Origin of the sequence: Nocardioides panaciterrulae (assembly GCF_013409645.1) — a bacterium.
In the GTDB taxonomy this organism is placed as follows: Bacteria; Actinomycetota; Actinomycetes; order Propionibacteriales; family Nocardioidaceae; genus Nocardioides; species Nocardioides panaciterrulae.
Genome location: NZ_JACCBG010000001.1, coordinates 928,282 through 952,669, shown reverse-complemented (window position 1 = coordinate 952,669; position 24,388 = coordinate 928,282). Strand labels below are relative to the sequence as shown.

General features: G+C 72.2%; 21 protein-coding genes. 8 read left to right on the top strand and 13 right to left on the bottom strand.

What is annotated here, in order from left to right; translation table 11 throughout:
* The first annotated feature begins 20 nt into the window (after positions 1-20).
* A complete protein-coding gene (locus BJZ21_RS04480) occupies positions 21-533 on the top strand; it encodes an RNA polymerase sigma factor (RefSeq protein ID WP_179662650.1) in 513 nt (170 codons plus the stop codon).
* Positions 526-1,983: a hypothetical protein gene (locus BJZ21_RS04475; protein WP_179662649.1), complete on the top strand. Its 1,458-nt coding sequence runs from the start codon at positions 526-528 to the stop codon at positions 1,981-1,983. Before BJZ21_RS04480 ends, BJZ21_RS04475 begins: the two co-directional genes overlap by 8 nt.
* 104 nt (positions 1,984-2,087) lie before the next feature.
* Here BJZ21_RS04475 and sucD read toward each other — a convergent pair whose 3' ends face one another.
* The 3 genes from sucD to BJZ21_RS04460 form a co-directional block, all read right to left on the bottom strand.
* The gene (gene sucD, locus BJZ21_RS04470; protein WP_179662648.1) at positions 2,088-2,969 is read right to left on the bottom strand and encodes a succinate--CoA ligase subunit alpha; all 882 of its coding nucleotides are present in this window, start codon (positions 2,967-2,969) and stop codon (positions 2,088-2,090) included.
* Positions 2,970-2,987: 18 nt separating this feature from the next.
* Positions 2,988-4,154, bottom strand: a complete 1,167-nt coding sequence (sucC, locus tag BJZ21_RS04465) for an ADP-forming succinate--CoA ligase subunit beta (RefSeq protein ID WP_179662647.1) — start codon at positions 4,152-4,154, stop codon at positions 2,988-2,990.
* A 247-nt stretch (positions 4,155-4,401) separates the two neighbouring features.
* On the bottom strand, positions 4,402-4,824 hold the full coding sequence (locus BJZ21_RS04460; protein WP_218851295.1) for a cobalamin B12-binding domain-containing protein: 423 nt from the start codon (positions 4,822-4,824) through the stop codon (positions 4,402-4,404).
* 167 nt (positions 4,825-4,991) lie between these two features.
* On the opposite strand from BJZ21_RS04460, the gene BJZ21_RS04455 reads away from it, so the two are divergent.
* Complete coding sequence (locus tag BJZ21_RS04455; RefSeq protein WP_179662646.1) at positions 4,992-5,852, top strand: M23 family metallopeptidase; 861 nt, start codon at positions 4,992-4,994, stop codon at positions 5,850-5,852.
* A gap of 226 nt (positions 5,853-6,078) precedes the next feature.
* Complete coding sequence (locus tag BJZ21_RS04450) at positions 6,079-7,377, top strand: OpgC family protein (protein WP_281380820.1); 1,299 nt, start codon at positions 6,079-6,081, stop codon at positions 7,375-7,377.
* Positions 7,378-7,665: 288 nt separating this feature from the next.
* Here BJZ21_RS04450 and pcrA read toward each other — a convergent pair whose 3' ends face one another.
* From pcrA to BJZ21_RS04420, 6 genes are all read right to left on the bottom strand, one after another.
* The gene (pcrA, locus tag BJZ21_RS04445) at positions 7,666-10,104 is read right to left on the bottom strand and encodes a DNA helicase PcrA (protein ID WP_179662644.1); all 2,439 of its coding nucleotides are present in this window, start codon (positions 10,102-10,104) and stop codon (positions 7,666-7,668) included.
* Positions 10,105-10,186: 82 nt separating this feature from the next.
* Positions 10,187-12,247 (bottom strand): choline BCCT transporter BetT, encoded by a 2,061-nt coding sequence (gene betT / locus BJZ21_RS04440; protein ID WP_179662643.1) that lies wholly within the window; start codon positions 12,245-12,247, stop codon positions 10,187-10,189.
* A 14-nt stretch (positions 12,248-12,261) separates the two neighbouring features.
* Positions 12,262-13,986 carry a choline dehydrogenase gene (gene betA / locus BJZ21_RS04435; RefSeq protein WP_179662642.1) on the bottom strand — a complete coding sequence of 575 codons (1,725 nt, stop codon included), beginning with the start codon at positions 13,984-13,986 and terminating at the stop codon, positions 12,262-12,264.
* On the bottom strand, positions 13,983-15,482 hold the full coding sequence (locus tag BJZ21_RS04430; RefSeq protein WP_179662641.1) for an aldehyde dehydrogenase family protein: 1,500 nt from the start codon (positions 15,480-15,482) through the stop codon (positions 13,983-13,985). The genes betA and BJZ21_RS04430 overlap by 4 nt, the downstream gene beginning before the upstream one ends.
* Positions 15,483-15,563: 81 nt before the next feature.
* Positions 15,564-16,928, bottom strand: coding sequence for an MFS transporter (locus tag BJZ21_RS04425; RefSeq protein WP_179662640.1), 1,365 nt, complete (start codon positions 16,926-16,928; stop codon positions 15,564-15,566).
* 134 nt (positions 16,929-17,062) lie between these two features.
* Entirely contained in the window at positions 17,063-17,419 is a 357-nt protein-coding gene (locus BJZ21_RS04420) for a hypothetical protein (RefSeq protein ID WP_179662639.1), read from the bottom strand.
* Positions 17,420-17,499: 80 nt separating this feature from the next.
* Between BJZ21_RS04420 and nicT the strand changes: the two genes are divergently transcribed.
* The gene (gene nicT / locus BJZ21_RS04415; RefSeq protein ID WP_179662638.1) at positions 17,500-18,591 is read left to right on the top strand and encodes a Nickel transporter NicT; all 1,092 of its coding nucleotides are present in this window, start codon (positions 17,500-17,502) and stop codon (positions 18,589-18,591) included.
* A 139-nt stretch (positions 18,592-18,730) separates the two neighbouring features.
* Positions 18,731-19,531, top strand: coding sequence for a nitroreductase/quinone reductase family protein (locus BJZ21_RS04410; RefSeq protein ID WP_218851294.1), 801 nt, complete (start codon positions 18,731-18,733; stop codon positions 19,529-19,531).
* Positions 19,532-19,550: 19 nt separating this feature from the next.
* Here the strand turns inward: BJZ21_RS04410 and BJZ21_RS04405 are convergent, their stop codons facing one another.
* The 3 genes from BJZ21_RS04405 to BJZ21_RS04395 all read right to left on the bottom strand — a co-directional run bounded on the left by BJZ21_RS04405 (position 19,551) and on the right by BJZ21_RS04395 (position 21,596).
* Entirely contained in the window at positions 19,551-20,813 is a 1,263-nt protein-coding gene (locus BJZ21_RS04405) for an RNA polymerase sigma factor (RefSeq protein WP_343051959.1), read from the bottom strand.
* Positions 20,810-21,172: a YciI family protein gene (locus BJZ21_RS04400; protein WP_179662637.1), complete on the bottom strand. Its 363-nt coding sequence runs from the start codon at positions 21,170-21,172 to the stop codon at positions 20,810-20,812. The genes BJZ21_RS04405 and BJZ21_RS04400 overlap by 4 nt, the downstream gene beginning before the upstream one ends.
* 73 nt (positions 21,173-21,245) lie before the next feature.
* The gene (locus BJZ21_RS04395; RefSeq protein WP_179662636.1) at positions 21,246-21,596 is read right to left on the bottom strand and encodes a YciI family protein; all 351 of its coding nucleotides are present in this window, start codon (positions 21,594-21,596) and stop codon (positions 21,246-21,248) included.
* Positions 21,597-21,795: 199 nt separating this feature from the next.
* On the opposite strand from BJZ21_RS04395, the gene BJZ21_RS04390 reads away from it, so the two are divergent.
* The gene (locus BJZ21_RS04390; protein ID WP_179662635.1) at positions 21,796-22,911 is read left to right on the top strand and encodes a DNA glycosylase AlkZ-like family protein; all 1,116 of its coding nucleotides are present in this window, start codon (positions 21,796-21,798) and stop codon (positions 22,909-22,911) included.
* Between the two features lie 62 nt (positions 22,912-22,973).
* Here the strand turns inward: BJZ21_RS04390 and BJZ21_RS04385 are convergent, their stop codons facing one another.
* Positions 22,974-23,786, bottom strand: a complete 813-nt coding sequence (locus BJZ21_RS04385; RefSeq protein ID WP_179662634.1) for a GDSL-type esterase/lipase family protein — start codon at positions 23,784-23,786, stop codon at positions 22,974-22,976.
* Positions 23,787-23,968: 182 nt separating this feature from the next.
* Here BJZ21_RS04385 and BJZ21_RS04380 point away from each other — a divergent pair, with 182 nt between their 5' ends.
* Positions 23,969-24,352 (top strand): hypothetical protein, encoded by a 384-nt coding sequence (locus BJZ21_RS04380; protein ID WP_179662633.1) that lies wholly within the window; start codon positions 23,969-23,971, stop codon positions 24,350-24,352.
* The last annotated feature ends 36 nt before the right edge of the window (positions 24,353-24,388 follow it).

The following is a 24,388-nucleotide window of genomic DNA, read 5'->3' as shown; positions in this document are numbered from 1 at the left end:
TACGAGACGGGGACGGGTCGATGGACGAACGCGAGTTCGACGACTTCTACCAGGCCTCGTTCCGGCGGATCACCGCGCAGATCTACGCGATGATCGGCAACCGGGACGAGGCGGAGGAGTGCGTCCAGGAGGCGTTCGTCCGCGCCTGGGCACACCGACGCAAGCTGGACCGGGCCGAGTACCCGGAGGCCTGGGTCCGCACCACGGCGTACCGCCTCGCGGTCAGCCGCTGGCGGCGTACGACGCGGGGCCGGCGCCCCGCGGACCGCGCCGTCGGCGCCGCGACCGAGACCGCGGCGCCGAGCGAGAACCACGTCGCCCTGGTGGCTGCCCTCAAGCGGCTGCCCGAGGCGCAGCGCCAGGCCCTGGTCCTGCACCACCTCGCCGACCTGCCGGTCCACCAGGTGGCCCGGGAGGTGGGCGTCCCCGAGGGCACCATCAAGGCCCGGCTCAGCCGCGGTCGCGCCGCGCTCGCGGCCCTGCTCTCCGACGACACCAACGGCGGACTCCAGGAGGGAGCAAGCCATGTCTGACCCGATCCGCGACCTCGAGAACCTCATGCACGAAGGGATCGACGTGAACCCGCTGCCCGCCTCCGAGGTGCGCCGCCGCGGCACCCGGCTGCGCCGGCGCAACAACGCCCTCATCGGCGCCGGCGCCCTGGCCGTCGCGCTGGTCGTCGCCACCCCGATCGCGGTGGTGGCCGGCGGCGGCGACCACGCCGACGACGTGCCGGTGGCGCCCTCGCCGAGCCCCAGCCGGACGGCGGACGTCGGGTGGCGCCAGACCATCCCCGGCAGCTCCGACGACTTCGACCTGACCGCCCTGCCCGACAGCGCGACGTTCAGATTCACGGTGCGCCCGCTCCCGGTGGTCGACGACCTGACGCTCTGCGGGAGCCCGACGTTCTCCACGGGCGCCCCGACGGGTCCGGACGCCCCCGTCGCCCCGGCCGTCGACGTCCTCGGGGCCGCCCACGGCGAGGCGGGGACGGACGGCAACGCCGGCCGCACCCTGGCGCTCTACCGCGACGACCGGGTCGCCGCGAAGGTCCTCGACGCGGTCCGGCACGGTGTCGAGGCCTGCCCCACCGACCCCAACGGCAAGGGCGCCCCTCTGGTGTACGCCGCGGTCGACACCGGGCTGCCCGTCGACGAGTCCTTCGTGTTCACCCAGCAGGCCCAGATGGACAAGGACCTGCTGGCCGACCTCACGGTCTTCCAGGTCGCCCGGGTCGGCAACGCGATCTACCTCGCCACCGACCACACCAGCGCCGGCGGCGCCCAGGTCGTCGACGCCGAGGTGCGGCGGCTCGCCGAGTGGTCGGCACCGGTGCTCAGCGACATGTGCATCTTCGCCGCCGAGCCGTGCCGGTCACCGTCGGACGGCAGCTCGGCGAGCGCCTCCCCGGTGATCGGCGAGGGTGCGGTCAGCGCGATCCCCGCGGACTTCCCGCTGGACTGGAACATCGCCGCCCCCGAGGGACCGCTGGACGGCCCCTCGGCGAAGGCCGAGGGGGTGCCCGCGCCGGACCTGTGCGGCCGCTCCCCCTGGCCGGCCGCGGACACCGTGGAGCGGCTGGCCGTCACCTCCACGATGCCGCAGTTCCGCGAGAGCCGGGAGCTGGTGACCTTCGCCCGCACCGACGACGCGACCGCCACGCTCGCGCAGATCCGGGAGGCCGTGCAGGGCTGCCCGGTCATCCCGGGCGACAAGGCGACCGACGACAAGCTGGTCGACGTGCAGCCGGTCGACGACGCCGACCTCGGCGGCGCCGATGACTCCGTGACGTTCTCGATCGTCTACCGCGAGGGGCTCGGCGGCGGCATCTTCCAGTTCGCCCGGGTCGGGCGCGCCGTCTACGGCACCTACGTCGAGGGCGAGTACGCCCGGGACAGCATCGGACAGGCGGTGACCGGGCTCAGCGGGAAGACCAAGTCGATCGTCACGCAGATGTGCCTCTGGACCGAGCAGGGCTGCTGACCCCGGCCGGGCAGGACGACGCAGGGCGGTGACCGAGGTGGTCACCGCCCTGCGTCACTTCCTGGGCCTCGAGGCTCGCTTCGCTCTCGCCCCGACCTGCGCGATCAGAGGTCGCGCAGGATCTCCCGCATCAGCTCGGCGGTCTCGGACGGCGTCTTGCCGACCTTGACGCCGACGGCCTCGAGGGCCTCCTTCTTCGCCTGGGCGGTGCCGGACGAGCCGGACACGATCGCACCGGCGTGGCCCATGGTCTTGCCCTCGGGGGCGGTGAAGCCCGCGACGTAGCCGACCACCGGCTTGGTGACGTGCTCCTTGATGTACGCCGCGGCGCGCTCCTCGGCGTCGCCACCGATCTCGCCGATCATCACGATCGCCTTGGTCTCGGGGTCGTTCTCGAACGCCTCGAGCGCGTCGATGTGCGTCGTACCGATGACCGGGTCGCCGCCGATGCCGATGGCCGTCGAGAAGCCGAAGTCCCGCAGCTCGTACATCATCTGGTAGGTCAGCGTGCCCGACTTCGACACCAGCCCGACCGGCCCCTTGCCCGCGATGGTGTGCGGGGTGATGCCGGCCAGCGACTCCTCGGGCGTGATGATGCCCGGGCAGTTCGGGCCGACCATCCGGGTCTGCTTGCCCTGCAGGTAGGACCACACCTCGGCGGTGTCCTGGACCGGCACGCCCTCGGTGATGACCACCAGCAGGCCGATGCCGGCGTCGATGGCCTCGAGGCAGGCGTCCTTGGTGAAGGCCGGCGGCACGAAGACGACCGACACGTCGGCGCCGGTCTCGGCCATCGCCTCCTTGACGCTGCCGTAGACCGGCAGGTCCTTGCCGCCGAGCTCGACGCTGGTGCCGGCCTTGCGGGCGTTCACGCCGCCGACGATGTTGCTGCCGGCCTCGAGCATCAAGGTGGTGTGCTTGGAGCCCATCCCACCCGTCATGCCCTGGACGATGATCTTGGAGTCCTTGTTCAGGTAGATCGACATTGTTCTTCTCGCTCCGTCTCAGGCGTTGGCCAGCTCGGCGGCCTTGTCGGCCGCACCGTCCATCGTGTCGACCAGGGTGACCAGCGGGTGGTCCAGCTCGGTCAGGATGGCACGACCCGCGTCGACGTTGTTGCCGTCGAGGCGGACGACCAGCGGCTTGGAGGCCTCGTCGCCGAGGATCTCCAGCGCACCCTTGATGCCGTTGGCGACCTCGTCGCAGGCGGTGATGCCGCCGAAGACGTTCACGAAGACGCTCTTGACCTGCGCGTCGTTCAGGATCACGTCGAGGCCGTCGGCCATGACCTGCGCGTTGGCGCCGCCACCGATGTCGAGGAAGTTGGCGGGCTTGACGCCGCCGTGCTTCTCGCCGGCGTAGGCGACCACGTCGAGGGTGGACATGACCAGGCCCGCGCCGTTGCCGATGATGCCGACCTGGCCGTCGAGCTTGACGTAGTTCAGGCCCTTGTCCTTGGCCTTCGCCTCGAGCGGGTCGGTCTCGTCCTTGATCTCGAACGCCGCGTGGTCGGGGTGACGGATCTCCGAGGCGTTGTCGTCCAGCGACACCTTGCCGTCGAGCGCCTCGAGCTTGTCGCCGGCCAGCCGCGCGAGCGGGTTGACCTCGACCAGCGTCGCGTCCTCCTCGACGAAGACCCGGTACAGCGCCTGGATCATCTCCACGGCCTGCTCGAAGACGGCCTCGGGGAACTTGGCCTCGGACGCGATCGCGCGGGCCTTCTCCTCGTCGACACCGGCACCGGGGTCGATCGCGATCTGCTTGACCGCGTCGGGGTTGGTCTTGGCGACCTCCTCGATCTCGACGCCGCCCTCGACGCTGGCGATGCACAGGTAGCGGCGGTTCGCCCGGTCGAGCAGGAAGGAGAAGTAGTACTCGTCCTCCGGCGGGGTCGCCGGCGTGACCAGCACCCGGTTGACCGTGAGGCCCTTGATCTCCATGCCCAGGATGTTCGAGGCGTGCTCGTAGGCCTCGTCGGCGGTCTTGGCGAGCTTCACGCCGCCGGCCTTGCCCCGGCCACCGGCCTTGACCTGCGCCTTGACGACGGTCACGCCACCCATCTTCTCGGCGGCGGCCCTCGCGTCCTCGGCGGTCTCGACGACGACGCCCACCGTGGTGGCCACGCCGTGCTTGGCGAAGAGCTCCTTCGCCTGGTACTCCATCAGGTCCACGATCTACCCAGTCCTTCTTCAGTTGACAGTCCAGGGATTCCCTTCGGCACCCTAGTCCCGCCCGAGCGCGGGGCACGAGTCCGGGTCGCCCGACGTGACGGACGCAACGCGAGTGACCTCGAGGGACAGGGCGTGCCCCTGAGCGGCCCGAGTGGCGCCCCGGGTGGCGCCCCGGCGACCGGTGCGCGCTCAGCTGCGCGGCGTACGCCAGACGTAGTAGTCGACCCGCAGGCCGACCCCGTCCCGGTCAGGCCTGGGGCTGCTCGGCGAAGTGCGCGGCGACCCAGCCGGTGATCTCGCCGGTCGTGGCGCCGGGGGTGAAGACCTTCGCGATCCCGATCTCCTCGAGGACCGGGATGTCCTCCTCGGGGATGATCCCGCCGCCGAAGACGACGATGTCGGAGGCGTCGCGCTCGGCGAGCAGCTCGACGAGCCGGCGGAAGAGCGTCATGTGCGCCCCGGAGAGCACCGAGAGGCCGATCAGGTCGGCGTCCTCCTGGATCGCGGTCTCCACGATCTGCTCGGGAGTCTGGTGCAGGCCGGTGTAGATGACCTCGTGCCCGGCGTCGCGCAAGGCGCGTGCGACGATCTTCGCGCCCCGGTCGTGGCCGTCCAGGCCGGGCTTGGCCACCACGATGCGGATGCGGGGGGTCACACCAGGCGTGCTCATGGCCGCAGGCTATCGGAGGCGTGACCCGAGCCACGTGTCGAGGGGCGGGGCCGTGGGCATGATGCTGAGTTTGCACAGATTCCCGGGTTCCGGTTTCCCGCCCACCGAGCCCTCCGTTACAGTCAGGCCCGCTGTCTCACCCCCGAGCACCTTGCGGAGACCTCTTCATGGGCAACCACCGAGCGGACCGTCGCGGCCTGCGCCGCGAACCCTCGGAGTCGCCGACCCCTGCGGCGGGAGGCCGGCGCAAGGCCGAAAGGCCGGCCCGCCACTCGGGCTCGCGCGGCTCGCTCTTCCGCTCGCTGCCCTCCACCCCGGTGCTCGTCGGCGTCGCCGCCCTCGCGGTCTCGGCCGGCGGCGCGGTCACCGCGGCCGGCACGAACCTGAGCGCCCCCGAGCCGGCCCGGTTCTCGCAGGCGAGCGCGCTCAGCGGCGCGAGCGACGTGTCCCAGGTGAGCCTCGTGGAGGCGCGGCACGCCGCGATCAGCCGCGACTCGCGTCGCGACGCCCTCGCCGACGCCGCCGACTCCCAGCTGGTCGCGCAGGCCGAGCAGCAGGCCGAGCAGCACGACGCCGCGCTCGCCCAACTGGCCCAGCAGGCCGAGACCCAGGCGAAGAAGATCGCGCGCAACGCCTGGGTGCTGCCGCTGGACAGCTACCACCTCACCGCGCGCTTCGGCGAGTACAGCGGCCTGTGGTCGCACTACCACACCGGTCTGGACTTCGCCGCGCCCACCGGCACGCCGATCCACGCGGTCGCCGGTGGCACCGTCACCTCGACCGGGTACGACGGCTCCTACGGCAACAAGACCGTGGTGACGCTCGACGACGGCACCGAGCTCTGGTACTGCCACCAGAACCAGTTCGGCGTCAGCGTCGGCGACGTGGTCCGCTCCGGTGACCTGATCGGCTACGTCGGCGCCACCGGCAACGTGACCGGCCCCCACCTCCACCTCGAGGTCCGCCCCGGCGGCGGCGACCCGGTCGACCCCTACGAGGCGCTGGTCCACCACGGGCTCCAGCCCTGACCTGATCGGCGAAGCCGATCACGTCGTCGGTGGTCGAGTAGTCCGTCGCGACTGAGGAACGAAGTCGCGGCGGGCGTATCGAGACCCGGCGAGACGAACGACGACCGCAGCCACGGTCCGGCGTACACCCGCCCGCCCCCACTCCGAGCGGGCGGACGGGCGATGGCGTGGTTTCCCCACATTTCGTCTCGCGGCCACGTCGTGGCGGCTCCTACGATCGAGCGCCATGGGGGCGGGGCATCCACGGGGGCATGAACGGGCGAAGCGCGATCCGCTCATTGATGTGCTCCGGGGAGTGTGCTTCGTCTTCATGACCGTCGACCACCTCCCCGGAAGCCCCTTTGCCCGCTTCAGCAATCCCAACTACGGTCCTTTCGGCTTCTTCACCGCCGCTCAGGGCTTCGTCCTCATCTCCGGCTTCGTGTCGGGCTTCGTCTACGAGGAAAGCCGGGTGCGCGACGGCTTCGGGGCGATGACGCGGCGCGTGTTCGCGCGGGTCCGCGTCCTCTACGTCACGCAGCTGGTGCTCTATGCGACGCTCGCAGTCGCCGTCGTGGCCGGTCTCCCAGGTGTCAGCGGATGGAACCTCGACGTGTACGTCCACGAGCCCTGGAAGGGGGTGTTCCTCACCGCGTCGCTGCTCTACGAACCGGCGTATCTCGGGATCCTCCCGATGTACTGCATGTTCCTCCTCGCGACGCCCTTCCTGATCTGGCAGTTCGCCAGGGGCCGGCTGGCGTACGTCCTCGCTGCCAGCGCGTGCGTGTGGATCGCCGCCGGACTGTTGGTCAGGCTGCCCGCGAACCCGGACGGAGTCGACTTCGGAGCCTTCGACCCGCTCAGCTACCAGGTGGTGTTCGTTGTCGGTCTGGCCTTCGGCGCCAAGAGGCTCAGCCTTTCGCAGATACCGCCCAGGATTCGGCAGTGGATGGTCGTGGGCGCTGCGGGCGTGACGACGCTCTTCTTCGCGCTGCGGCTAGATTATGCGTTCGACGGCCCGGTCAAGCCGATGATCGATCGATTCAGCATGGCGTTCAGCGTCGTCCAGCTCGGGCCGCTCCGGCTGCTGGACTTCGCCGCCTTCGCATTCCTTCCGCTCATGGCCGTTCCGCGCCTCATACGACCGGGACGGACGACTGCGGCAAGTCGTTGGCTCGGGTTCATCGGAGGGCACGCGCTGCCGGTGTTCGCCTGGTCGATCCTGACTACCTACGCGGCCATGGCTCTGCTCCCTTCCCCTCCGAACACGCTCATCGGCCTCGCCGCGGCGCTCGTCGCCGTCGCGAGCCTCACGATCCCGGCGACGGCGAGAGCGGCACTTCTCCGACGACGTGCGGCCGGGCACGCTGTAGCTGTCGCCAGCCGCTCGGTTCGCCCGCCGTTCGACGAGGACCTCGGGCAGGGTCCCTTGGTGGTCCACGATGCGCCACCGGCCGTTGCGCGCCTCGGTGTCCCGGAGGGCTTGCCGAGGCCGGCGAGGGTGACGGAGCCCGGGAAGCCGATCAGATCGTCGGTGGTCGAGTAGTCCGTCGCGACTGAGGGACGAAGTCGCCGCGGGCGTATCGAGACGCGGCGACGTGCCCGCTCATGGTGGTCGAGTAGTCCGTCGCGACTGAGGAACGAAGTCGCGGCGGGCGTATCGAGACCCGGCGAGACGAACGACGACCGCAGCCACGGTCCGGCGTACACCCGCCCGCCCCGTCCCTGCTGTTAGCGGGCATCTCACCGGGTCTCGACACGCTCTTCGCGACCTCGCAGGCTCGGTCGCGGACGCTGCTCGACCACCATCAGCGGATCCGCTGGCGCGTCTCCGCTAGAGCTTCTCCACCGGCGCGTAGCGGAGCAGGAGGCGCTTGACGCCCTCGGAGCCGAAGTCGATCGAGGCGACCGACTTCTCGGCCGCGCCCTCGACGGTGACGACCGTGCCCATGCCGAAGGAGTCGTGCAGCACCCGGTCCCCGGGCTCCAGCGACGGGATCGCCCGGGCCGGCTTGGCCTTCTTCGCCGCATCCACGCGCAGCGCGGCCGAGGAGAAGTTGCGGCGACCCGCGGCGGTCGGCTGGCCCAGGCGGGCCGGCGAACCCGCGGCGAGGTCGGGCCGGCCCCACCTGGTCTGCGCGGCCTCGGTGCGGCGCCAGTCGACCAGGTCGACCGGCAGCTCGTCGAGGAAGCGGGACCCCGGGTTGTGCGACGGGGCGCCCCAGGCGGAGCGGACCACGGCTCGGGAGAGGTAGAGGCGCTGCTGGGCGCGGGTCACCCCGACGTACGCCAGCCGTCGCTCCTCCTCCAGCTCCGGCTGGTCCCCCAGGGAGCGCGCGTGCGGGAAGACGCCGTCCTCGAGACCGGTCAGGAACACCACCGGGAACTCCAGGCCCTTGGCGGTGTGCAGGGTCATCAGCGTGACGACCCCGTCGTCCCGGCCCTCCGGGGTGTCGGGGATCTGGTCGGTGTCGGCCACCAGCGCCACCCGCTCCAGGAAGTCGCGAAGGCCCGGTGCGACGGTCCCCGCGTCCACGTCGGCGGGGTCCGCGGACGGGCCCGCGACCGGGTCGTCGGAGAACTCACGCGCCACCGCCACGAGCTCGGCGAGGTTCTCCACGCGGGTCTCGTCCTGGGGGTCGTCGGAGGCCTCCAGCTCGGCGAGGTAGCCGGACCGGGCCAGCACGGTCTCGAGGATCACGTCGGCCCGCTCCCCCGCCTCGACCATCGACTGGAGCTCCTCGACGATCGCGACGAAGCCCCGGATCGCGGTCAGCGACCGGGTGGCCAGGCCGGGCGCGTCCTCGGCCCGGCGCAGCGCCTCCCAGAAGGTGATCCGCTCCCGCTCGGCGAGCGCCTCGACGCAGGCCACCGCCCGGTCGCCGATGCCGCGCTTGGGGGTGTTCAGGATCCGGCGCAGGGAGACCTGGTCGGCCGGGTTCACCAGCATCCGCAGGTAGGCCAGGGCGTCGCGCACCTCGCGGCGCTCGTAGAAGCGCACCCCGCCGACCACCTTGTACGGCTGGCCGGTGCGGATGAACACCTCCTCAAAGACCCGGGACTGGGCGTTGGTGCGGTAGAAGACCGCCACGTCGGCGGGGCGGACGCCGTGCTCGTCGACGAGCTTGTCGATCTCCTCCGAGACGAACCGGGCCTCGTCGTGCTCGTCGTCGGCGACGTAGCCGACGATCCGGGCGCCGTCGCCGGCCTCGGACCACAGCCGCTTGGGCTTGCGCCCCTTGTTGTGGCCGATCACGGAGTTGGCGGCGGTGAGGATCGTCTGGGTGGAGCGGTAGTTCTGCTCGAGCAGGATCGAGGTCGCGTCGGGGAAGTCCTGCTCGAAGTCGAGGATGTTGCGGATGTTGGCGCCCCGGAAGGCGTAGATGGACTGGTCGGCGTCGCCGACCACCATCAGCTCGGCCGGCTCCACCCGCTCCGCGTCGGGCTCGGTGGCCTCGGGGTCGTCGGCGCAGAGCTGGTGGATCAGTGCGTACTGCGCGTGGTTGGTGTCCTGGTACTCGTCGACGAGGACGTGGCGGAAGCGGCGCCGGTAGGTCTCGCGCACCTCGGGGAACTGCTGGAACAAGTGCACGGTGGTCATGATCAGGTCGTCGAAGTCGAGCGCGTTGGCCTGTCGCAGCCGCCGCTGGTAGAGCGCGTACGCCGCGGCGTAGGTCTCCTCCTGGCCGTTGCGGGCGTCCTTGGCCGCCTCCTCGGCGTCGCGCAGCTCGTTCTTCTGCGCCGAGACCCAGTGCAGCACCGCGTTCGGCTGGTAGCGCTTCGGGTCGAGGTCGAGGTCCTTGCAGACCAGCGCCATCAGCCGCTTCTGGTCGGCGGCGTCGTAGATCGAGAAGTTCGACTTGTAGTCGAGCTCGCCGCCGTTGAGCACGGCGATCTCCTTGCGCAGGATCCGCACGCAGGCCGAGTGGAACGTCGAGACCCACATGATCCGCGCGCGCCGGCCGACCAGCTCCTCCACGCGCTCCTTCATCTCCGCGGCCGCCTTGTTGGTGAAGGTGATCGCGAGGATCGAGCCGGGGTGCGCCTTGCGCTCGGAGATCAGCCAGGCGATCCGCCGGGTGAGCACCCGGGTCTTGCCGGAGCCGGCCCCGGCGACCACCAGCAGCGGCGCCCCGGCGTGCACCACGGCGGCACGCTGAGGCTCGTTGAGGCCCTCGAGCAGCTCCTGGGGGGAGGGTCCCCGGCGGGTGGTGCGGGGCTCCTCGGCGGGCGCGAGGGACTCCAGGCCGGGGATCGGGATCGAGGTGCTCATCTCCCGCCCAACCCTACGTGCCGCCACCCCCGCCCCGGCCGGCGGCGGCGTGCGCGCACCGGCCGGCCGGGGGCCCGCAGCGTCAGGCGACCCCGTCGGCGAGCCGCAGGTACTCCAGGTGCCGTTCGTACTGGTCGAGCACGTCGTCGATCAGCTGGGTGCGGGTGTAGCCCATCACGTCGTAGCCCTGGCCCCCGTCGCGCAGGTGCACCTCGAGCCGGTAGTACCTGTCGTCGTGCCGAGGGACCCGGCCGCCGTACGTCGGGGTGACGGCCCCCGTGCGCTGCACCCGGTAGACGAACGGCTGCTCACCGATGCCGGCCATCAGCTCGGCCGCGGGCTCGGCGTCCTCGTCGACGACGGACGCGACGACGACCTCGACCTGCTGCGCGCGCAGCTCGGCCGCGACCTCCTCCAGGGCTGGCGCCGCCACCGACGCCAGGTAGTCGTCGGCACGCTGCTCGTCGGGGAAGTCCATCGTCCGCCGCAGCCGGGACTGCCAGGACGCGTGGCTGCGCTCCCGGTCGCCGTAGACGCTGCTGCGGCCGGAGAGCGCGCCCTGCAGGGTGCCGCGCCTGCTGTCGGCCAGGTGCCCCTCGGCGGAGAGCGCCTTCCACAGCCCCCACATCACGCCGACCATCACGAACGCGAACGGCAGGCCGACGATGACGGTGGCGTACTGCAGCGCGTAGATGTTGCCCGCGACGAGGATCGCCAGGGTGAGCGCCCCGGTGGCGACCGCCCAGAAGATCCGCAGCTGCGGTCCGGCGTCGTGGTTCGCGGTCTTGAGCGTGCAGGACAGGTTCGCCATCACCAGCGCCCCCGAGTCGGCCGAGGTGACGTAGAAGAGCAGGCCGATGAGGATGAAGAGGCCGGCGACGAAGGTGAAGCCGGGGTACTGCTGGAGCAGCGACCACAGGGCGGTGTCGGGGCCGCTGGCGTCGTTGACGATCTGCTTCAGGTCGGTGTTGCCGCTGCGGATCTGGTTGAGCGCGGCGTTGCCGAAGATCGCGACCCACATCACGATGTAGCTGAACGGGATGATCATGGTGCCGGCGACGAACTGGCGGATGGTGCGTCCCCGCGAGATGCGCGCCAGGAACAGGCCCACGAAGGCCGCCCAGGCGATCCACCAGGCCCAGAAGAACAGCGTCCACAGGCTCATCCAGTCGCCGGTGTCCTGGTAGGCGAACGTCTGGTTGGTCATCCCGGGGAACATCCGGACGTAGTCGCCGACGTTCTGGACCAGCGCGTTGAGCAGGAACGCCGTCTTGCCGGTGACCAGCACGAAACCCGCGAGCAGGATCGCGAGCAGCACGTTGAACTGCGAGATCAGCTTGATGCCCTTGTCCACGCCGGTGACCGCCGAGAGCGTCGCGATGGTGATGGCCAGCACGACCAGCCCGATCTGCACCGGCAGCCCGACCGAGAGTCCGAAGACGACCTCGAGGCCGACGTTGAGGCTGACCACGCCGATGCCGAGCGAGGTGGCGACCCCGAAGATGGTGCCGAGGATCGCGGCCGTGTCGGCGGCCGTGCCGATGCCGCCGTTGATGCGGGTGCCGAAGATCGGGAAGAGCGCCGAGCGCACCGCCAGCGGCAGCCCCCGCCGGTAGGCGAAGTACGCCAGGGCCATGCCCATCAGCGAGTACATCCCCCACCCCGACAGGCCGTAGTGGAACAGCGTCCACACGGTGCCCTCCCGGGCCGCCTCCACGGTCCCGCCCTGGATGCTCGGCGGGTGCAGGTACTGGTAGGCCGGCTCGTAGACGGCGTAGAAGATCAGGTCGGTGCCGATGCCGGCGGCGAACAGCATCGCCGACCAGGCGCCCGTCGAGAACTCCGGGCGCGAGTGCTCGGGGCCGAGCCGCACCTTCCCGTAGCGCGAGACGCCGAGGTAGATCACGAACGCCAGCACCGTGGTGGTCAGGGCGATGTAGTACCAACCGAACCAGGTGCAGACCCACCCGACGACCGACTCGAGCGTGGAGTAGGCGTTGTCGGGCAGGATCACGCACCACAGGGTCACCGCCAAGGTGATGGCCGCGGAGGTGAGGAACACCGGCTTGTTGAGGACCCAGTCGGGCTGATCGTCCGGTGGCGCGGACGTCGCGGGGGAAACGGTCTGTTCCGTGGCTGTCATCCAGTCCTCCTGGCTCAGCTGCCGGCCCGGACGGTGCCCGGGCGGGAGTCGTTGCGGGGGTCACCGTCCGGGTAGAGCGGCATGTCGGCACCGTGCCGGTAGAAGGGCACGTCGAGGGGCGCGAGCGGCTCGTTCCCGGCGATCAGGTCGGCCGCCTTCTCCGCCAGCATCATCACCGGGGCGTAGATGTTGCCGTTGGTGACGTAGGGCATCACCGACGCGTCGACCACGCGCAGCCCCTCGACGCCGTGCACGCGCATCGAGGACGGGTCGACGACCGACTGCTCGTCGGTGCCCATCTTGGCGGTGCAGGACGGGTGCAGCGCGGTCTCGGCGTCCTTGGCGACCCAGTCCAGGATCTCCTGGTCGGTGCGCACCGAGGGCCCGGGTGAGATCTCCCCGGCCGAGAACGCGGCGAACGCCGGCTGCTCGAGGATCTCCCGCGCGGCCCGGACCATCTCGATCCACTCCCGGCGGTCGTTCCCAGTCGAGAGGTAGTTGAACTGCAGCGCCGGGTGCTCGAGCGGGTCGCGGCTCTTGATCTTCACGGTGCCGCGCACGTCGGAGTACATCGGGCCGATGTGCACCTGGTAGCCGTGCTCCGCGGCCGGCTGCGACCCGTCGTACCGGATCGCGATCGGCAGGAAGTGGAACATCAGGTTCGGGTAGGCGACGTCGTCGTTGCTGCGGATGAAGCCGCCCGCCTCGAAGTGGTTGGAGGCGCCCACGCCGCGGCGGCCGAAGAGCCACTCCGCGCCGATCCGCGGCTTGTGCCGGTGCTTGAGCCACGGCGCGATCGACACCGGCTGCTTGGCGGCGTGCTGGATGTAGACCTCGAGGTGGTCCTGCATGTTCGCGCCCACGCCGGGCAGGTCGGCGAGCACGTCGATGCCCAGGCCGCGCAGGAAGGACGCCTCGCCGATGCCGGCGAGCTGCAACAGCTGCGGGGAGTTGATCGCGCCGCCGCAGAGGATGACCTCGCCGGCCTCGACGCTGCGACGGGCGCGTCCGGCGCGCAGGTAGTCCACCCCGGTGACCCGCTTGCCCCGCACCCGCAGCCCGGTGACCTGGGCCAGGGTGCGGACCGTCAGGTTCTTCCGGCTCCGGACGGGGTGCAGGTAGGCGCGAGCGGCCGAGAGCCGCCGACCGCGGTGCACGTTCCGGTCGAACTTCGCGAAGCCCTCCTGGCGGTAGCCGTTCACGTCATCGGTCAGCGGGTGGCCGGCCTGCTGCACGGCCTCGAAGAACGCGCCGAACAACGGGCTGGTCGCGGGGCCGCGCTCGAGCACCAGCGGGCCGGAGCCCCCGCGCCAGGCGTCCGCGCCGGCGGTGCAGGTCTCCATCCGCTTGAAGTAGGGCAGGCAGTGGGCGTAGTCCCACTGCTCCAGGCCCGGGTCGGCGGCCCAGCGCTCGTAGTCCATCGGGTTGCCCCGCTGGAAGATCATCCCGTTGATGCTCGACGACCCGCCCAGCACCTTGCCGCGGGCGTGGAAGACCCGACGGCCGCCCATGTGCGGCTCCGGCTCGGACTCGTACTTCCAGTCGTAGAGCCGGTTCCCGATCGGGTACGGGAGCGCCGCGGGCATGTGGATGAACGGGTCCAGCCGGCTGTCGCTGCGGCCGGCCTCGAGGACCAGCACGCTGGTGCCCGGATCGGCGGAGAGCCGGTTGGCCAGCGCCGATCCCGCCGAGCCTCCGCCGACGATGACGTAGTCGAAGCGTTCCTGCGTGGAGCTCATGCATCCCTCCTTGCGTCGAACCAGCCCTGCGGCTCCGGACGCGTCCGGTGCCAGATGTGCTTGGTCTCGCGGTATTCGTCGAGCCCGGCGAGGCCGAGCTCGCGGCCGATGCCGCTCTGCTTGTAGCCGCCCCACTCGGCCTGCGGCACGTAGGGGTGGTAGTCGTTGATCCAGACCGTGCCGTGCCGCAGCGCGGCCGCGACCCGCTCGGCCCGGCCGGCGTCGCGGGTCCACACCGCTCCGGCGAGCCCGTAGATGGTGTCGTTGGCGGTGGAGACCGCGGCCTGCTCGAGCGCCTCGGCGTCCTCGCCGGTGAAGGTCTCCACCGTCAGGACCGGTCCGAAGGACTCCTCCTGCACGCACGACATGTCGGCGGCGCAGCGGTCCAGGACCGTGGGCAGGTAGTAGAAGCCGTCGTCGTACGTCGGCCCCTCCGGGCGGGCGCCACCCACCCGGAGCGTCGCGCCCTCGGCGAGCCCGGCCGCGACGTACGCCTCGACCTTGGCCCGGTGGGCGGCGCTGATCAGCGGACCCGCCTCGGCGTCCTCGTCGAAGGGGCCGCCCAGCCGGATCCGGCCGGCGCGGCGAACCAGCTCGTCGACGAAGTCGTCGTGGATCGACTCCTCCACGATCAGCCGGGCCCCGGCTGAGCAGACCTGGCCGGAGTCCAGGAAGACGGCCGTGAGCGCCATGTCGAGCGCGGTCTCGAGGTCGGCGTCGGCGAAGACGATGTTCGGGTTCTTGCCGCCGAGCTCGAGGGCGACCTTCTTCACGGTGCCGGCCGCCGCGGCCATCACCCCGCGACCGGTGACCAGGCCCCCGGTGAAGGAGACCAGGTCGACCTCGGGCGCCTCGGTCAGCGTCGGCCCGACCCGGTCACCCGCGCCCAGCACCAGGTTGGCGACGCCCGCGGGCAGCCCCTCCTCGGCCAGGGCCCGGCACAGCCAGATGGCCGTCGACGGCGTGAGCTCGCTGGGCTTGAGCACGAAGGTGTTGCCTGCGGCGAGCGCCGGCGCGACCTTCCAGGAGGTCTGCAGCAGCGGATAGTTCCACGGGGTGATCAGCGTGCAGACACCGACGGGCTCGTGCACGACCCGGCTGACCACGTCAGGGTCCCCGGTGTCGACCACCCGCCCCGCCTCGGACTGGGCGAGGTCGGCGAAGTGGCGGAAGACGCTGACGACGTCGTCGACGTCGAGGCGCGCCTCCAGCAGGCGCTTGCCGGTGTCCAGCGCCTCCAGCCTCGCCACGTCCTCCTTCTCCTCGACCAGCCGGTCGGCCAGGCGACGCAGGAGCGCGGCGCGCTCGGGGCTGGGTGTGCGGGGCCAGGGCCCGTTGTCGAAGGCGCTGCGGGCGGCGACGACGGCGGCCACGGCATCGGACGCGGTGGCTTCGTCGACGGTCGCGACGGGGCGGCCGTCGGCGGGACAGCGGATCTGCCGCGTCGCGCCGTCGGAGGCCGCGCGCCACGTCCCGCCGATGAGCAGGTCAGGCATGAGTGTCCTCAAGATCGGGAACAGGGGTTCGCGGTCGACTAGGGGTGCCGACCGTATTTCCCTTCCCCGGCTGCCGTGGTCCTACACGCGACGCGTGCGCGGAAGGCCGTTGGCCGCGACGAGGCAGAGCAGCGCGGTCAGCACGAAGACCAGCGCACTGCCCAGGAACAGCTCGGTCGCGTGCGGGACGAAGCTCGGGGCGTCCGCGCGGCCGGCGGCGACGGCGAAGATCGCCACCCCCAGCGCGCCGCCGGCCTGTCTGCTGGTGTTGCTCGCTCCGGAGGCCATGCCCGGCGAGCCGGGTGCGGCTTCGAGCGCGGCCGTGACGATCGCCGGCGTGAGGACGCCCAGTCCCCCACCCCACAGGGCGAGGAAGAGCAGCAGGCTGAGGTGTCCGGCGCCCCCGATGCTGGTCGCGAGGCCGGCGAAGCCACCAGCGGCGGCGAGCAGGCCGAGGGCGCTGGTCCGCCACACGCCGAGGCGGCCCGTGAGCCATCCGGCCGGAGCACCGAGCAGCGGGAGGGGCAGCATCGCCGGCAGGGTGGCGAGTCCGGCCAGCAGCGGACTGAGTCCGTGCACGCCCTGGAGGATCCGGGTCAGCAGGAACAGGCTGCCCAGCACGCACAGGTTCATCAGCCCGGCCACCAGGCACGCCGCGGCCACCGGTCGGCGCGCGCCGGGCGGAATCGTGAACAGCGGCTGCTCGGCGCGCCGCTCCACGCGGACGAACGCCACCGCGGTCGCCGCCGCGGCCAGCGCGAGCAGGGCTGTCAGCCACGGCGCGTCCGCCGATCGGATGATCGCGGTGACCACGCACGTCATCCCTGCCACCAGCAGGGCGGCGCCCACCCAGTCCACGGGCGCCTCCCGCCCCGCCGGGGCACCCGGGCCGGGAAGCCGGAGCACGGGGACGAGGGCCCAGGCGATCACCGGCACGCCCAGCCAGAAGACGGCTCGCCATCCCGCGGCCTGCACCAGCAGGCCGCCGACCACCGGACCGGCGGGAAGGGCCGCCCCGCCGATCGCCGCCCATCTGCCGACCAGCCGCGCCCGAGCGCTCGGCTCCGCAGCGTTCTCCAGAAGCAGCGCGAGCGTGCCCGGCAGCATCAGCGCCGCCCCGGCCCCCTGGACGGCACGAGCGGCGATCAGGGCGCCCATCGTCGGAGCCGTCGCGCACATCGCCGACGCCGCCCCGAACACCAGGAAGCCGAGCAGCACGACCCGGCGGTGGCCGAGCCGGTCTCCGATCGCGCCCGCCGCGAGCAGCAACGCGGCCAGCGGCACCGAGTAGGCATCCACCGCCCAGGCCAGCCCGGACGCGTCAACGCCCAGGCCGGAGCCGATCTGCGGCAGCGCGACGTTCACGACGGTCACGTCCAGCAGCACGAGGAAGTAGCCACCGCACAGCGCGATCGTCAGCGGCCATTCCGAGCGATTCGGTCCCATGCCGGCGATCCTCGGCCCGGGACACTTCGAGCCAGGTCGAAGCGTCCGGCTCCCTCCGCGTCGAGAAGCGGCCGCCCCGACCGGCGTCGACCCCGGGACGGCGGGACAGTCAGCTGTGCGCGACGGCGGGACGGTCAGCTGTGCGCGGAGGACCAGGCGACCGCGACCGCGACGTCGGCGACGCTCAGCAGCAGCAGACCCGCCCACAGCCCCTGGGGGATGCGCTCCTTGCGCAGGTTCGCGATCACCAGCACCAGGATCACCAGGCCGATCGCGAACTTCACCGCGACCTTGGCGTGGTCGAGCGGGTCGCCGTCCGCCTCCAGCACGCCGACCAGCAGCATGCCGGCCACGAACGCGGTGCCGATCCCGTCGCGCATCAGCGGGGTCACGACCTTCTCCGGCAGCTGCGCCTGGACCAGCAGGCCGCCCAGCAACGCCGCGAATCCGAGGATGTGGACGACGAGGAGGATCAGGCGGGCGGTCTCCATGGCGCTGATCGTAGGGCGCCCCCCGCCCACTTGTTGCACATTGTTTGCAACAACGACGGGTGCGCTCCTAGGATCGCCGCGTGACTCCGACGACCATCGACCGGCCCGCCCGGCGAGCGCTCACCCGCGGGGAGCGGCACACGCTCGCGCGGACGCTGGGGTTCGTCGTGCTGCTGCACGTCGTCGGCTGGGGCCTGCTGCTGGGCGTGGTGGCGCCGCACGGCTGGATGGTCGGCAACGACGTGCTCGGCGTCGGGCTCGGCTTCACGGCCTACACCCTCGGGATGCGGCACGCCTTCGACGCCGACCACATCGCGGCGATCGACAACACCACCCGCAAGCTGCTCGCCGAGGGCAAGCGGCCGCTCAGCACCGGCTTCTGGTTCAGCCTGGGCCACTCCTCGGTGGTGTTCGTGATGGTCCTCGGGCTGGCCCTCGGCGTCCGGGCGCTGGCGAGCGGGATCGGCAGCCAGGACTCCACGCTGCAGCAGGCGACCGGCGTGTGGGGCACGTCGATCAGCGGCGTCTTCCTGCTCGCGATCGGCTTGCTCAACCTGGCCGCCCTGGTCGGCATCGTGCGGGTCTTCCGCGGCATGCGCCGGGGTCGCTACGACGAGGCGGAGCTGGAGCGCCAGCTCGACAAGCGCGGGTTCCTCAACCGCATCCTCGGCCGGGTCACCCGCGCGGTCAGCAAGCCCTGGCACATGTATCCCACCGGCTTCCTCTTCGGGCTGGGCTTCGACACGGTCTCCGAGATCGGCCTGCTGGTCATCGCCGGTGGCGCGGTCGCCTCGAGCCTGCCGTGGTGGGCGGTGCTGCCGCTGCCGGTGATCTTCGCCGCCGGCATGTCGCTGCTCGACACCCTGGACGGTGCGTTCATGACCGTCGCCTACGGCTGGGCCTTCTCCCGCCCGGTCCGCAAGATCTACTACAACATCACGGTCACCGCGCTCTCGGTCGCCGTCGCGCTGATCATCGGCGGCATCGAGCTGACCGGCCTGATCGCCCAGGAGGCGGGCATCACCAGCGGTCCCGTCGCGGCCGTCGCGGACCTCGACCTCAACCACGTCGGCTACGGCATCGTGGCGCTCTTCGTCGTGACCTGGGCGGTCTCGGTCACGGTGTGGCGGGTCGGCCGGATCGACGAGCGCTGGGGCGCCGGCCTGCGCTGAGGCGCCCTACTGGTGTCCGGCTGGTGCCCGGCGCACCGGCGTCGTACCCGGCGGCGGCTCGCGAGGGGCACTTCTGCCCTTCCGTGCGCCGTGCGCGGCCGCCGAGGATCGGGGACGACGGCCGAGGAGGGAGTCCCCCATGCAGTGGGACCTGGGACCCCAGGGACTGGCAGTGCTCGGCGCCATGTCGCTCGGCTTCGGCGTGGTCGCCGGAGCGGTGGTCGGCGGGGGCCTGACCCACCGGCTGAGGGCGTGCGCCGTCACGACCCTCGCGTGCGTCGTCGTCGGGTTGCTGACGAGCGAGGTGCTGTTCGGCTGGGCCACCGCGGAGGAGCTGCAGCCGAACGTCGACGGGTTGTCCCGTGACGAGGTGCTGCTCTCCAGCGTCCTGACCACCGCCGCGGTGGTCCTGGTGATGCGCCAGCTCGCCCGACGGCGCAAGGAGCGACCGGAGGGGACCGGCGAGGACGGGGCACCACGGGTCGGCCTGCCGCCGCGTTGGTTCATGCTGCTCTTCTGGCACGCCCACCGCGCCCTGCTCCGGGTGACCCACGGCCGGTTGGGGCTGTGGCGGCCCCGGCCGAACCGCTGGGGGGCACTGCGGCTCACCACGACCGGTCGACGCACCGGCCGGCCGCGGCAGGTCGTCGTCGGCTACTTCGAGGACGGCCGCAACCTGGTCACCATGGCCATGAACGGCTGGGGTGCGGCCGAGCCCGCCTGGTGGTTGAACCTGCAGGATCATCCCGACGCGGTCGCCCAAACCCGCGACGGGGCACGCCCGGTGCACGCGCGTCGCGCGCGCGGCGAGGAACGCGACCGGCTGTGGGCGCGCTGGGCCGAGATCGACGACAACCTCGACGCCTACGCCGCGCGCCGCCCGGCGGAGACCGCCGTGGTCGTGCTCGAGCCCCGCGAGACCGCCGCGACCGACATCTGACGTCTGGCATCTGACGTCGTCACGCCGGGTCGGCACCCGTGAGCTCCGCCAGCCGCTCGACCAGGTGCGCCCGCTCGGTGTCGTTGCGACACGCCGCGATCGCCTCCTCGTAGGCGGCGCTGGCCCCGAGGGTGTCCCCACGCCGGGACAGCAGCTCGGCGCGGACGGCGGCGACCCGGTGACTCCCGGGGATCTCGACCGCGGCGAGCGCGGCGAGACCCGCCTCGGGCCCGGACGCCTCGGCGACGGCGACCGCGCGGGCGAGTCGGGCGCTGGGCGAGGGGAACAGGGTGAGCAGCAGGTCGTAGTGCTCGACGATGCGGTCCCACCGGGTCCGCCCGGGCGTGGCGGCGGTGGCGTGCTCCGCGGCGATGCGTGCCTGGACGACGTAGGACGCGGCGAGCGGGCTGAGCGGCCCGGCCAGCACCGGGGAGTCCAGCAGGGCCAGGGCCTGGTCGATCTCGTCGCGCCGCCACCGCCGCCGGTCCTGGTCGGCGAGCAGCACCAGCCGGCCGTCGTCGCCGACCCGCGCGTCGCGGCGCGAGTGCTGCAGCAGGGTCAGCGCCAGCAGGGCCACCGGGGCCGGCGCGTCCGGGCAGAGGCCCACCACGACACGGACCAGCCGGATCGCCTCGCCGGCCAGGTCGGCGCGGACCAGGTCGGGCCCACTGCCCGGGGTGTAGCCGGCGGTGAAGGCCAGGTACGCCGTCTGGGCGACCGACTCCAGCCGCAGCGGGACCACGTCGGCGGCCGGGACCGCGAACGGGATGCCGGCGGCGACGATCTTCTTCTTGGCCCGGGTGATCCGCGCGGCCGCGGTGGGCTCGCTGACGAGGAACAGCCGGGCGATGTCGTGGGTGCTGACCCCCAGCACCAGCCGCAGCGCCAGCGCGCTGGCCGACTCCGGCGCGAGGGCCGGGTGGGTGCACATCAGCACCAGGCGGAGCAGGTCGTCCTCCACCAGGCCCCCGGGGTCCGCCATCGCCGCCTGCCCCTCCTGGCGGTGCTCGGCATCGGTCACCAGCAGCGGCGCCTTGCGCTGGGCCATCGACTCCGCACGGAGCCGGTCGATCACCCGCCGCCGGGCCGCGGTGAGCAGCCACGCGGCCGGGCGGTCGGGCGCCCCGTCCGCCGGCCATCGGCGCAGCGCCGCCGCCACCGCGTCGGCGAGCGCGTCCTCGACCAGGTCGAGTCGGCGGTACTGCGCCAGGAGCAGGGACGTGAGCCGTCCCCACTCCTCGCGCACGACCGTCTCCAGGACGATCTCGGCCGGCTCGGTCACACCGGCCCGGCAGGCGCGATCGTCACGACCGGGCGGATCTCGACGGCGTACGACGCCGGCAGCAGCGCCCCGGCGGCGATCGCGGTGTCGAGGTCGGGCAGCTCGAGGTCGTAGTAGCCACCGACCTGCTCCGCGGACTCGACGAACGGCCCGTCCGTGACGCTCACCGTTCCGCCGACGTGCCGGAGGGTGGTCGCCGTGTCGGCACCCGCCAGCGGCGCCGAGCTGATCCTGCGGCCGTGCGCGTCGACGTACTCCTCGAAGGCGTGGTGCGCCGCGAAGTACTCCTGCCGGGTCGCCTCCGACGCCGACTCCCAGCTGCCCGGCTCGTAGGCGACCAGCACCACGTAGCGCCTCACGAGAGCCGCTCCGCGGGATCTTCGACCCCGATGCTCACCAGGTACTCGGTCATGTCGTGTCCCTCCTGCGTCCTCACTGGGCCAGGCGGCGGAACTCGATGTGCTCGCCGCGGGCGGCGAAGCGCTCGCACGCGGCCCGGAGATCGGCCTCGTCGCTGCTCTCCAGCAGGTAGAACCCCACGATCTGCTCGGCGGACTCGGTGAACGGGCCGTCGGTGACCAGCGCCCCGCCGTGCCCGTCCGGGCGCATGGACGTGGCCTGCGCCGACGGCTCCAGCGGGCTGACCGCGATGATCTCGTGCCCACCGGCCGCCAGGTCCTCGTGGAACCGGCCGTGCGACCTCATGCCCTTCTCGTGCTCGGACTCGGGCAGCTGTGCCCACTCCGCCTCGGGGGCGGGCAGCAGCACAAGGTAGCGACTCATCGAACTCTTCCTCCTGAATGTGGGGCCGCGGGTGCGACCTCACCACGATGACGAACCGGCTCGCCGCGATTCGACAGCGCCGCTCGGACATTCTCCGCGCAATTGCGCGGCGGCGGCACCGAACCGGACGCCATCCGTCCGGGATCGGTGGGAGGCTGCGGGCATGGCTGCGGGCAGGGTTGGGGGCATCGTTGCGGGCATGAGCGGACCGGCGGAAGCATCGGTCACGTGGGCACAGGCGCTGGCCTGGCGGATGGGGCGACAACTGCTCGATCCCGTCGGGTCCAAGTCGGTCGCGGACGTCGTACGTCGCCTCGGTGCGGTGCTCTCGATGGACGAGTCGCTGGCCGAGCTGACCGTCCGCACCCGCCGGACCACCTCGCGGACCGGCGAGCTGGCTGCGGCCCTGGCCGCGGGCGAGGTGGTCCAGGCCTTCGCGTTCCGCGGGTCGATGCACTACCTCTCGCCCGAGGACGGCGGCAGCTACCTCGCCCTCCGAGCGGCCGGCCGGCAGTGGGAGCTGCCGAGCTGGGTGGAGTACTACCGGCTCACGCCCTCGGACTGGCCCGGCTTCCGGGCCGCCGTGCGCGCGGCGCTGGGCGACGGACCGCTGACGATCCCCGAGCTCGGCCGGGCACTCGCGACGCACCGTGCCTACCGACACCTCGAGCCGGTGTTCGAGGAGGGCGCGGGCACGCTGATCAAGCCGCTCTCCTGGCAGGGGGACCTGAGCCTGGGGCCGCGGCGAGACGGGCAGCGCACCGTCCAGCGGCTCGACACCAACCCTCGGTGGCGGGGCGTCCCCGACCTCGAGGCCGCGGGCCCGCGCGCCGTCCTGGCGTACTTCCGGAACTATGGGCCGGCGACGCTCGACCACCTGCTCTACTGGCTCGCCGACGGCCTGAGCGCCGGCCGCAAACGGGTCACGACCTGGTTCTCCGGGCTCGAGGACCAGCTGGCCGCCGTCGACGTCGAGGGCACGGCCGCCCACGTCGCGCGCGAGGACCTCGAGAGCCTCCGGGCCACACCTCCTTCGGAGGTGGTGCGGTTCCTCCCAGGGCACGACCCATGGGTGATGGGCCCCGGCACCAAGGACGTGCACGTCACACCGTCGTCCCGCCGGGACCCGGTCACCCGCAAGGCCAATCCGGTGATCGCCGGCGGGGTGGTGTGCGGCACCTGGTCGCACAAGGGCGACGAGCTCACCGTCGCGTGGCTCGACGAACGACGACCTCCTCGAGGGGCCATCGAACTGGAGGCCGATCGAGTGGCCGCAATCCTCGGCCGGGAGCTGCGGCTGCGTGTGACGTCGTAGCCGGCCGCCGGCATCCGGCTGCGACCCGGCCGGCGACAGCGGCCCGGCCTGGCGAACGGCGGTCAGATCGCCGACAGGGTCGGCCGCTTGGGGGCGACGTCGTCCCCCAGCGAGCGGCCGGTCAGCCGCCGGCCGACCCAGGGAGCGGCGAACTCCCTGGCCCAGGCGAGCTCGGCGAGCGCTCGCTCCCTGCGCGTCGGCGGCGTCAGCTCGGGCAGCGGAAGCGGCTGCAGGCGGTGCTCGATCCCGAGGGCGTCGAGCACATGCATGGCGGCGCGATGGTGGCCCGCCGGTGACAGGTGCACCCGGTCGGAGTCCCAGTAGCGCGGGTCGCGTGCCTCCCGCAGCCGCCAGTTGTCGACGAGCACGACGCCATGCGCGTCGACGGCCTCGCGCAGCAGCTCGTTGAAGATCGCGATCCTGCCTCGGAGCGCCCGGAACGGCCCCGAGGCCGCGGCGCCGTGGGTGAAGAGCACGACCTCGGCCCCGGCCCGTACCGACTCCGCGACCGCCGCATCGATCGCCTCGACGAGCGCATCGATGTCGACCCCGGCGCGGAGGAAGTCGTTGCCGCCTCCCTGGATGCTGATGAGGTCCGGGCCCAACGCCAGCGCCGGAGCGAGCTGCTCGTCGAGGATCTCGGTGATCCGTCGCCCCCGGATCGCGAGGTTCGCGTACCCGAAGTCGTCGCGCCCGGTCGCCAGGACCTCGGCGACGCGGTCGGCCCAGCCGCGCAGCCCGTTGGGTCGGCTCGGCTCCGGGTCTCCCAGGCCTTCGGTCCAGGAGTCGCCGATGGCCACGTATCGGCGGTACGCCGGCGCCCTGGTCGCCGACGGCTCCGCCCCCGTGCTCTCGTCGCGCTGGACGTTGGTCACGGGCGACTCCCTGCCGATGTGCTGCGTCGATGCCAGGCCCGCACCGGAACGGCGCGGGGGTCCGCCTGAGGACGTGCGCGTGCGGCGGGCCTTGGGGGGATCCTATGAGGAGCGCCGGGTCTCGCCGAGACCACCCCGACGGGGTCCGGCGCCGAGGTCGATGCCGATTGCGGGAGGCCCCGGTGGAGATGATCTTCCGCATCGCGCTGGGCACCCTGCTCGTCGCCCACGGTCTGGTGCACCTGCTCTGGCTCGCACCCGACAAGGACGCCGGATGGCCGTTCCACCTGGGTCGCTCCTGGCTGGTGCCCGAGCGGGCGCGCCGGCCGGTGGGGGTCGCGCTCATCGCGCTCGTGGTCGCCGGTTTCGTGCTCGCCGGGCCGGCCATCTGGGGCGTCCCGGTCCTGGTGCCGATGTGGGCCGCGCTGACCATCGCGGGCGCCGTGGCCTCGCTCGCCCTGCTGATCGGCTTCTGGGACCGCCAGCTCGTCTGGGGGGTCGCGATCGACTCCGCGGTCCTCGTGCTCGCGGTGTGGCAACCGGGTTGGATCGAGCGGCCGGGTTGAGCGGTCAGGTTGAACGGCCGGGCCCGGTTCGGTCCA